This is a genomic window from Stenotrophomonas veracruzanensis, from assembly GCF_032911525.1.
Taxonomy (GTDB): Bacteria; Pseudomonadota; Gammaproteobacteria; order Xanthomonadales; family Xanthomonadaceae; genus Stenotrophomonas; species Stenotrophomonas africana.
In genome coordinates this window covers 1-7,917 of record NZ_JAWJTI010000067.1, presented here as the reverse complement: position 1 = coordinate 7,917, position 7,917 = coordinate 1, and the positions used below count along the sequence as shown (strand labels likewise).

Here is a 7,917-nt window from a genome sequence, read left to right as displayed (position 1 = left end):
CCCGCGACCTCCGGCGTGACAGGCCAGCATTCTAACCAGCTGAACTACCGCTCCGTTCTTGCAAAAACCCTTTCGCCTTCTTCCCGAACCCGTCGGTGAGAAGACAAGGCCCCCAGCTTTGGGCCGGGGGCCTCGATGTAATGGCGGAGCGGACGGGACTCGAACCCGCGACCTCCGGCGTGACAGGCCAGCATTCTAACCAGCTGAACTACCGCTCCGCATTGTTACTTTTTTGCTTTCAGCCGGCCTGGACCGGGGAGAAAACAAAGCCTCCAGCTTTTGGCCGGAGGCCTCGTTGAATGGCGGAGCGGACGGGACTCGAACCCGCGACCTCCGGCGTGACAGGCCAGCATTCTAACCAGCTGAACTACCGCTCCACACTCAAACTTTTACCGCGGTGCTGTGGTGGGTGCTGAGGGTTTCGAACCCCCGACCCTCTCCGTGTAAAGGAGACGCTCTACCGCTGAGCTAAGCACCCCAGCGAGCCGCTTAGTTTACAGCATCCTTCAGGGCCTTACCAGCCTTGAACGACGGATTCTTCGAAGCAGCGATCTTGATGGTGTCGCCGGTCTTCGGGTTGCGGCCGGTGCGTGCAGCACGGTCGCGGACCTGGAAGGTACCGAAGCCAACCAGGGTGACCGCATCGCCGTCCTTCAGCGCCTTGGTGACGGCAGCAACGACGGCATCGACGGCGCGGCTGGACTCGGCCTTGGTCAGGTCTGCAGCTTCAGCAACGGCATCGATCAATTCGGTCTTGTTCATTCTCTACAACTCCTTTGGCGGTGGGTTCCGCTTATTCGACAGGGAAGCAACCGCATGCCTTCTGCATGCGGCCGCCATGTGGAAACGGTTCGCCGATTCAGTCATCGCTGACAGCGATCACTCATTCGCGAGTGCTGCTTTTATACCAGCGGCCCTACCCCCACGCAAGGTGAAAAGCCAGCAACGACGCGGGTTTCGGGCCATTGGACAGCGCGCGTCAATGCTTGACGCGCGCGCTTCCACTCGGTTTTGCCTTGCTGCGCACCGTGACGCGCTGCGCACTCTTGCGCGCCTTCTTCGGTGCCAGCGGACGCTCCAGCGCCAGGTCGAGGACTTCTTCGATGTACTTCACCGGCACGATCTTCAGATCGCGGGTGACATTTGCCGGAATGTCGGCGAGATCCTTGCGGTTCTCTTCCGGGATGATGACCGTGCGGATGCCGCCGCGCAGTGCGGCCAGCAGCTTCTCCTTCAAGCCACCGATGGCGGTGACACGACCGCGCAGGGTGATTTCGCCGGTCATGGCCACATCGGCACGCACCGGCACCTTGGTCAGCATCGACACCAGCGAAGTGACCATCGCCGCGCCGGCACTCGGGCCATCCTTCGGGGTGGCACCATCGGGCACGTGCAGGTGCACGTCGTGCTTCTGCAGGAAGTCGCTGTCGATGCCGAAGCCGACCGCGCGCGAACGCACCACCGACAGCGCCGCCGATGCCGATTCCTTCATCACGTTGCCGAGCTGGCCGGTGAGGATCAGCTGGCCCTTGCCCGGCACCAGCGTCGATTCGATCTGCAACAGGTCGCCACCGACTTCGGTCCAGGCCAGGCCGGTGACCAGACCGATCTCGTTCTCTTCCTCGGCACGGCCGAAGTCGAAACGACGCACGCCCAGGTACTTGTCCAGGTTCTTGCTGGACACGCTCACCAGCGCCTTCTTCTTCGCACCCTTCTTCGCCTTCGCCGCCGGCTGCGGGCCGGCCAGCGCGATCTCCTTCACCACCTTGCGGCAGATCTTGGCGATCTCGCGTTCCAGGTTGCGCACGCCCGATTCGCGCGTGTAGTAGCGCACGATGTCCTGGATCGCATCACTGCCGATCTCCAGTTCTTCCGGCTGCAGGCCGTTGGCCTTGATCTGCTTCGGCACCAGGTAACGGGTGGCGATGTTGAGCTTCTCATCCTCGGTGTAGCCGGGGATGCGGATCACTTCCATGCGGTCCAGCAACGGGCCCGGAATGTTGAGCGAGTTCGAGGTGGCCACGAACATCACTTCGGACAGGTCCAGGTCCACTTCCAGGTAGTGGTCGTTGAACGCGTTGTTCTGCTCCGGATCGAGCACTTCCAGCAGCGCCGAAGACGGATCGCCACGGAAGTCCATCGACATCTTGTCGATCTCGTCCAGCACGAACAGCGGGTTCTTGCTGCCGACCTTGTTGAGGTTCTGCACGATGCGGCCCGGCATCGAACCGACGTAGGTACGGCGGTGGCCACGGATCTCGGCCTCGTCGCGCACGCCGCCCAGCGACATGCGCACGAACTTGCGGTTGGTGGCCTTGGCGATGGACTGGCCCAGCGAGGTCTTGCCCACGCCCGGCGGCCCGACCAGGCACAGGATCGGGCCCTTCATCTGCTTCACGCGCGACTGCACCGCCAGGTATTCAAGGATGCGCTCCTTGACCTTCTCCAGCCCGTAGTGATCGGCATCGAGGGTGTCCTGCGCGACCTTCAGGTCCTTGCGCACCTTGCTGCGCTTCTTCCACGGCACGCCCAGCAACCACTCCAGGTAGTTGCGCACGACCGCCGCTTCGGCCGACATCGGCGACATCTGCTTGAGCTTGTTCAGTTCGTTGCGCGCCTTGGCTTCAACGGCCTTCGGCATGCCGGCTTCGGCGATCTTGCGGGCCAGCTCTTCCAGCTCGCCCGGCGCGTCGTCCAGGTCACCCAGTTCCTTCTGGATGGCCTTCATCTGTTCGTTGAGGTAGTACTCGCGCTGGCTCTTCTCCATCTGCGACTTCACGCGGCCGCGGATGCGCTTCTCCATCTGCTGCACGTCGATCTCGCCATCGACCAGGCCGACCAGCATCTCCAGGCGGTCGCCCACGGCCAGCGTTTCCAGCAGGCGCTGCTTGTCAGCCAGGCGCACGCTGATGTGCGCGGCGATGGTGTCGGCCAGGCGCGCCGGCTCGTCGATGCCCGACAGCGTCTGCAGCAGCTCCGGCGGCAGCTTGCGGTTGGTCTTCACGTACTGCTCGAACAGCGACATCAGCGAGCGGGCGATCGCCTCGACCTCACGTGCTTCGCGCTCGTCGGTGGCGTCGATCTCCACGGCCTGGCCGTGCAGCGAGCCGTTACGCTCGTCGACGTGGGTGACCTGTACGCGCGACAGGCCTTCGACCAGCACCTTGATGGTGCCGTCGGGCAGTTTCAGCAGCTGCAGCACCTGCGCCAGTGTACCGACCTGGTAGAGGTCGGCCGCATGCGGGTCATCGGTCTCGGCCGACTTCTGCGCCAGCAGCAGGATGCGCTTGTCCGATTCCATTGCCTGTTCGAGCGCGTGCATGGACTTGTCACGGCCGACGAACAGCGGGATGACCATGTGCGGGAACACCACTACGTCGCGCAGCGGCAGGACCGGCAGGTCGAGGGTTTCACTTGGGGAACGGGCCATGGGGGCTCCAGGGAAGGGGAAAACCGCCTCCGGGAGGGCATCTTCCGGAGACAAAAAAAGCCGATGGCCCCGTTATGGGGCCATCGGCTTTCAGATGCAAGGCATTCCTTGAAAATCCTTTCCAATCAACAACCTGGAAGGATCACTCGGCGCCTGCGGCCTTCTGTTCAGGAGCCGCCGGGGTCTGGTAGATCAGGTACGGCTCGGACTTGTGCTCGATCACCGACTCGTCCACCACCACCTTGCTGACGTTTTCCTGCGACGGCAGGTCGTACATGGTGTCCAGCAGGACCGATTCGACGATGGTGCGCAGGCCACGGGCACCGGTCTTGCGCTTGAGCGCCTTGCGGGCAATGGCCGACAACGCGTCCGGGCGGAACTCCAGCTCGACGTTCTCCATCTCGAACAGCTTCTTGAACTGCTTGGTGATGGCGTTCTTCGGCTCGGTCAGGATCCTGATCAGGGCCGGCTCGTCCAGCTCCTCCAGGGTCGCCACCACCGGCAGGCGGCCGACGAACTCGGGGATCAGGCCGAACTTGATCAGGTCTTCCGGCTCGACTTCAGCCAGCACCTTGCCCACTTCCTGCTTGCGCTCGCTGCTCTTCACCTTGGCGCCGAAGCCGATGCTGCCGACGTCGGTGGAACGGGCCTGGATCACCTTGTCCAGCCCGGCGAACGCGCCGCCGCAGATGAACAGGATGTTCTTGGTGTCCACCTGCAGGAATTCCTGCTGCGGGTGCTTGCGGCCGCCCTGCGGCGGAACGCTGGCCACGGTGCCTTCAATCAGCTTCAGCAGGGCCTGCTGCACGCCTTCGCCGGACACATCGCGGGTGATCGACGGGTTCTCGCTCTTGCGCGAGATCTTGTCGATTTCATCGATGTAGACGATGCCCTGCTGCGCCTTCTCGACGTCGTAGTCGCACTTCTGCAGCAGCTTCTGGATGATGTTCTCCACGTCCTCGCCCACGTAACCGGCTTCGGTCAGCGTGGTGGCGTCGGCCATGGTGAACGGCACGTTGAGCAGGCGGGCCAGGGTCTCGGCCAGCAGCGTCTTGCCCGAACCGGTCGGGCCGACCAGCAGGATGTTCGACTTCGCCAGTTCGACGTCGTCGTTCTTCTGCCGGCTCTCGATGCGCTTGTAGTGGTTGTACACGGCCACGGCCAGGGTGCGCTTGGCGCGGTTCTGGCCGATCACGTACTGGTCGAGGACTTCGAGGATCTCGCGCGGCTTCGGCAGCGAACTGCGCGCCGACTGCGCCTTTTCCTCAAGTTCCTCACGGATGATGTCGTTGCACAGCTCCACGCATTCATCACAGATGAACACGCTCGGACCCGCAATCAGCTTGCGCACTTCATGCTGGCTCTTGCCGCAGAAAGAGCAGTAGAGGATCTTGCCGGTGTCCGTGGAACGACCTTGGCGGTCTTCGCTCATGCTTCGCTTACCCAGTTACCCCACCCGCTGAACGGGGGTTCGATTCGAGAATAGCACAGGGCCGAGGGGACACCAGTCCCGCCCGACCCTGCAGGAACGGGGCCTCCATGGCCCCGTGAAGGCCGATCAACCGGCCTGGATCGACTCATCCGGACGACGCTCCAGGACCTGGTCGACCAGACCGTAGGCCTGCGCCTCGAAGGCGCTCTTGAAGTTGTCGCGCTCGGTATCGCGCGCGATGGTCTCCAGCGACTGGCCGGTGTGCTTGGCCAGCACCTCGTTCAGGCGCGAACGCAGGGTCAGGATCTCACGCGCGTGGATGTCGATGTCGGTGGCCTGGCCCTGGTAGCCACCCAGCGGCTGGTGGATCATCACGCGCGAGTTCGGCAGCGCATAGCGCTTGCCGGCTTCGCCCGCGGCCAGCAGCAGGGCGCCCATCGAGGCGGCCTGGCCGATGCAGGTGGTGCTCACATTCGGCTTGATGTACTGCATGGTGTCGTAGATCGCCATGCCGGCGGTAACCACGCCACCCGGCGAGTTGATGTAGATGTTGATGTCCTTTTCCGGGTTTTCCGATTCCAGGAACAGCAACTGCGCCACCACCACGTTGGCCATGTGATCGTCGATCGGGCCCACGAGGAAGATCAGGCGCTCCTTCAACAGGCGCGAATAGATGTCGTAGGCACGCTCGCCGCGGCTGGTCTGCTCGACCACCATCGGAACCAGGTTCAGGGCTTTGGTTCGGTTGTCCATTACGTGAGGTACCTATCTTGGGGGGCTACAACCCCGCGCCGGCAAAGGCGCGGGGCATCCGGTGATCCGCCCGGGCTTACTGGCGGATCGCGTCCTGGAACGACAGCTTCTCTTCGGTGTGCTGGGCACGCTCGGCGATCCAGTCGATCACCTGCTCTTCCATCACACGGTTCTGCAGACCAGACATCAGCTGGGGGTCGTTGCGGTACATCTCAATGACCTGTTCCGGCTCTTCGTAGGTGGAAGCGATCAGGCGCATCGTTTCGTTCAGGCGCTTGGCTTCCAGGCGCAGGTCGTTGATGCGGGCCACTTCACCGACCAGCAGGCCGACCAGCACGCGCTTGGCGGCGGCGTCCTTGAAGCCTTCGTGGGCATCGGCCGGGATCTCACCGACATTCTGGCCGTTGCGGCGGATCTGCTCGACCTGCTGGGCCAGCATGGCGCGGGCTTCGTTCTCGACCAGGCGCGGCGGCATTTCCACCGAGGAGTAAGCAGCGATCAGCTGCTCGCCCACTTCGCGGCGCAGGCGGTTCATCAGGGCGCCCTTCAGCTCGCGCTCCAGGTTGGCGCGGATGTCGCTGCGGAACTGCTCCACATCGCCACCCTTCACGCCGAAGCTCTTGATGAAGGCTTCGTCGACTGCCGGCACGACCGGCTCGGACACTTCGGCAACCTTGACGGTGACCTGCACGGTCTTGCCGGCCAGCACCGGCACGCGCCAGTCAGCCGGGAACTCGACGTCCAGGGTCTTCTCTTCGCCCTTGGCCAGGCCGACCAGGCCCTTTTCGATGGTTTCGAACATCATGCCCTGGCCCAGCACGATCGAACCCTTCTCGGTGCCCTCGGCCGGCAGGCGCTCTTCGCCGGCCTGCGACCAGGTTTCCACCGCGACCAGGTCACCGTCCTGTGCGCCGCGGCTGACCGGGGCCCAGGTACGACGCTGGTTCTGCAGGTTCTCGATCATCTGGTCGATGTCGGCGTCGGTGATTTCGGCGCTGTGGCGCACGACGGTCAGCTTGCTGACGTCGATATCGCCGAAGTCCGGCACCACTTCCACGGTGGCCACGAAGGAGAACTCACCCTCGTCGCCCTTGTCGATGCGCGGGCTGCCCACGATGCGCAGGTCGTGCTCACGCACGGCGGCATCGAAGGTTTCGCGCAGCAGGCCGTCCAGCGCCTCACCACGGACCTGCGCGCCGAAGCGCTGCTCGATCACCTTGGCCGGCACCTTGCCCGGACGAAAACCCTTGATGCGGGTGGTGCGGGCGATTTCGCCCAGGCGGCCGACGATGTGGCTCTGCAGACGCTCTTCCGGCAGCGAGAAGCTCAGGCGGCGTTCCAGGTTGCCGGTGGATTCGATCGAAGCTTGCATGTTGACTCCTGCCACCGGCGGCCCACGCCCCCGGCTCGATGATTGGGATGAAACGGTTGTAAGGACACGACGTCTGGGACGCGCCTGCTTGCCGCAGCCCTTTAGTTTCGCCCAATTCGGCCTGCACTGCCAGCGCGTGCCGGCAAGGGGGCGCAGATGGCCCGATCAGGGCGGGGACAGGCCGGCACTGGTGCGAAAGGGGGGACTCGAACCCCCACGCCTTGCGGCACTGGAACCTAAATCCAGGGCGTCTACCAATTCCGCCACTTTCGCGTGGCCGGCTCAGGCGTTCATTGTCGCAGGCGCCGGCTGGAATCGGAAGGCCTGCACAAAACTGAACATGACAGGCGGGCACATCGTCCGCGCCAAAGGCCATCCCGAAGGTCGTGCGACCGTTCGGGACGGCAACGACTCAGTGTTTCGCTTCGGCAGGGGGTGCAGGTGCCTCAGCGCCCTGCCCGGCCGCCACATCCGCCTTGCGGATGTCCACGCCACCATCGTCGGTGCTACGCAGCTCCACAGCCTCGGGAGCGGCCCCACCCTCCACCGGCGACGCCGGCTGCGCGACTCCGGCGATCGGGCGCGCCGGAACGGCATCGACGCCCGCATCGCGCTCGACGGTCTTCGCCGGATCACTGCCAGGCGCGCAGGCCGTCAGCGCCACCAACGCGGAAAGAACCCACACCGTCCGGCACAGTCGATTGATATCGGCCATCAACTTCTGACGCGTATGCCCCTGATTTCAGCATCGCTTCAGTAGATCCGCGCAATGCGCCGCTTCAGTAGATCCACGCCATGCGTGGTTGAAGCGCAACCCGGCAAACAAGCAAGAAAAAAGCCACTTGGCGAACCAAGTGGCTTTCGTCTGGTGGGCTGTCAAGGATTCGAACCTTGGACCTATTGATTAAGAGTCAACTGCTCTACCAACTG

At 63.8% G+C, this 7,917-nt stretch carries 6 protein-coding genes and 4 tRNA genes; all 10 read right to left on the bottom strand.

What is annotated here, in order from left to right:
- Positions 1–141: 141 nt before the first annotated feature.
- Positions 142–218, bottom strand: a tRNA-Asp gene (locus R1H25_RS20225).
- 82 nt (positions 219–300) lie between these two features.
- A tRNA-Asp gene (locus tag R1H25_RS20220) sits at positions 301–377 on the bottom strand.
- Positions 378–403: 26 nt separating this feature from the next.
- Positions 404–478: transfer RNA gene (locus R1H25_RS20215), tRNA-Val, on the bottom strand.
- Positions 479–489: 11 nt separating this feature from the next.
- On the bottom strand, positions 490–762 hold the full coding sequence (locus R1H25_RS20210) for an HU family DNA-binding protein (RefSeq protein WP_004146343.1): 273 nt from the start codon (positions 760–762) through the stop codon (positions 490–492).
- A gap of 217 nt (positions 763–979) precedes the next feature.
- A complete protein-coding gene (lon, locus tag R1H25_RS20205) occupies positions 980–3,430 on the bottom strand; it encodes an endopeptidase La (RefSeq protein ID WP_049448003.1) in 2,451 nt (816 codons plus the stop codon).
- Positions 3,431–3,572: 142 nt separating this feature from the next.
- Positions 3,573–4,862, bottom strand: a complete 1,290-nt coding sequence (clpX, locus tag R1H25_RS20200; RefSeq protein ID WP_032129320.1) for an ATP-dependent Clp protease ATP-binding subunit ClpX — start codon at positions 4,860–4,862, stop codon at positions 3,573–3,575.
- A gap of 126 nt (positions 4,863–4,988) precedes the next feature.
- Positions 4,989–5,615, bottom strand: coding sequence for an ATP-dependent Clp endopeptidase proteolytic subunit ClpP (clpP, locus tag R1H25_RS20195; RefSeq protein ID WP_004146318.1), 627 nt, complete (start codon positions 5,613–5,615; stop codon positions 4,989–4,991).
- Between the two features lie 76 nt (positions 5,616–5,691).
- Positions 5,692–6,987 carry a trigger factor gene (gene tig / locus R1H25_RS20190; protein ID WP_049448004.1) on the bottom strand — a complete coding sequence of 432 codons (1,296 nt, stop codon included), beginning with the start codon at positions 6,985–6,987 and terminating at the stop codon, positions 5,692–5,694.
- Positions 6,988–7,175: 188 nt separating this feature from the next.
- Positions 7,176–7,260, bottom strand: a tRNA-Leu gene (locus R1H25_RS20185).
- A 139-nt stretch (positions 7,261–7,399) separates the two neighbouring features.
- Positions 7,400–7,702: a hypothetical protein gene (locus R1H25_RS20180; RefSeq protein WP_317224461.1), complete on the bottom strand. Its 303-nt coding sequence runs from the start codon at positions 7,700–7,702 to the stop codon at positions 7,400–7,402.
- Positions 7,703–7,917 lie beyond the last annotated feature (215 nt).

What these genes read in the sequence shown, in the direction of transcription:
- lon (WP_049448003.1), bottom strand. Translation starts at nt 3,430, where the DNA reads ATGGCCCGTTCCCCAAGTGAAACCCTCGACCTGCCGGTCCTGCCGCTG.
- tig (WP_049448004.1), bottom strand. Translation starts at nt 6,987, where the DNA reads ATGCAAGCTTCGATCGAATCCACCGGCAACCTGGAACGCCGCCTGAGC.
- clpP (WP_004146318.1), bottom strand. Translation starts at nt 5,615, where the DNA reads ATGGACAACCGAACCAAAGCCCTGAACCTGGTTCCGATGGTGGTCGAG.
- R1H25_RS20210 (WP_004146343.1), bottom strand. Translation starts at nt 762, where the DNA reads ATGAACAAGACCGAATTGATCGATGCCGTTGCTGAAGCTGCAGACCTG.
- R1H25_RS20180 (WP_317224461.1), bottom strand. Translation starts at nt 7,702, where the DNA reads ATGGCCGATATCAATCGACTGTGCCGGACGGTGTGGGTTCTTTCCGCG.
- clpX (WP_032129320.1), bottom strand. Translation starts at nt 4,862, where the DNA reads ATGAGCGAAGACCGCCAAGGTCGTTCCACGGACACCGGCAAGATCCTC.